Genomic DNA, 1,197 nt, shown 5'->3' on the forward strand with positions numbered 1-1,197 from the left:
GCCCGCGGCCCGGGTGGTGGAGGGTGATACGTTCGGCTCGGTCGGGCTGGGCCTGACCATCGAGGCGGCGCGGCGGGCGGGGTGAGCGTCGGCGATTGACGGGCCCGCCGCGATCCCCGACAAGGCGGGCGCCTCGCGCCCGGAGAGACCGGCGGCCCATCCTTCCCCTCCGCGCCGCCCCGCCCGATGCTGTTCAACTCCTTCGTCTTCCTCCTCGCCTTCCTGCCGGCCGCGCTGATCCTGCACGCGCTGGTGGAGCGCGCGGCGCCGGCCTGGCGATTGCCGCTGCTCGTGGTCCTGTCGTTCGTCTTCTACGGGTGGTGGGATGTCCGGTTCGTGCCCCTGCTCGCCGGCTCGATCCTGGCGAACTGGTGCGTGGCGTGGGTCTATCGGCGCCAGCCCGGGCGCTGGCTGATCCCGGGGGCGATCGCGGCCAACCTGGCGTTGCTCGGGGTGTTCAAGTACCTCGACTTCTTCGCCGACCTCGCCAACCTGGTCCCGGGCCTGGAGGCGCCGCGCCTCGGGCTGGCCCTGCCGCTCGGCATCTCGTTCTTCACCTTCCACCACATCATGTACCTCGCCGACCTGCGGGCCGGCCGGGCGCCGGCCTTCGGGCTGACCCGATACGCGCTCTACATCGCGTTCTTCCCGCAGGTTCTCGCCGGCCCGCTCGTGCGCTGGAGCGAGATCATGCACCAGTTCGACGAGCGGCCCTACGCGCGGCCCGACGCCGCCGAGCGCTTCGCGCGCGGGCTGATGCTGCTCACGGTCGGTCTCGCCAAGAAGGTGTTTTTGGGCGATCCCCTCGCGGCTTACGTGAACCCGGTGTTCCAGGCGGCGGCCGCCGGCAAGGTCGTCACCGTCGCGGAGGCGTGGCAGGCGACCCTGGGCTTCACCTTCCAGATCTATTTCGATTTCTCCGGCTACACCGACATGGCGCTCGGCATCGCGCTGCTGTTCGGGTTGGTCCTGCCGCAGAATTTCGACGCGCCCTATCGCGCCACCTCGCTGCGCGACTTCTGGCGCCGCTGGCACATGACCCTGTCGCGGTTCCTGCGCGACTACCTCTACATCCCCATGGGCGGGAACCGGCGCGGCCTGCCGCGCCAGGTCGGGGCGCTGGCCGCCACCATGACGCTGGGCGGCCTGTGGCACGGGGCGGGCCTGACCTTCCTGGCCTGGGGCGCCCTGCACGGG

General features: G+C 71.4%; 1 protein-coding gene. It reads left to right on the top strand.

Features of this window, described 5'->3' with window-relative positions; genetic code table 11:
• Positions 1-186: 186 nt before the first annotated feature.
• Positions 187-1,197: MBOAT family O-acyltransferase (locus tag FV228_RS30305; RefSeq protein ID WP_147857799.1), on the top strand; the 1,011-nt coding region annotated here is incomplete at its 3' end.

Source organism: Methylobacterium sp. WL18 (assembly GCF_008040015.1).
In the GTDB taxonomy this organism is placed as follows: domain Bacteria; phylum Pseudomonadota; class Alphaproteobacteria; order Rhizobiales; family Beijerinckiaceae; genus Methylobacterium; species Methylobacterium mesophilicum.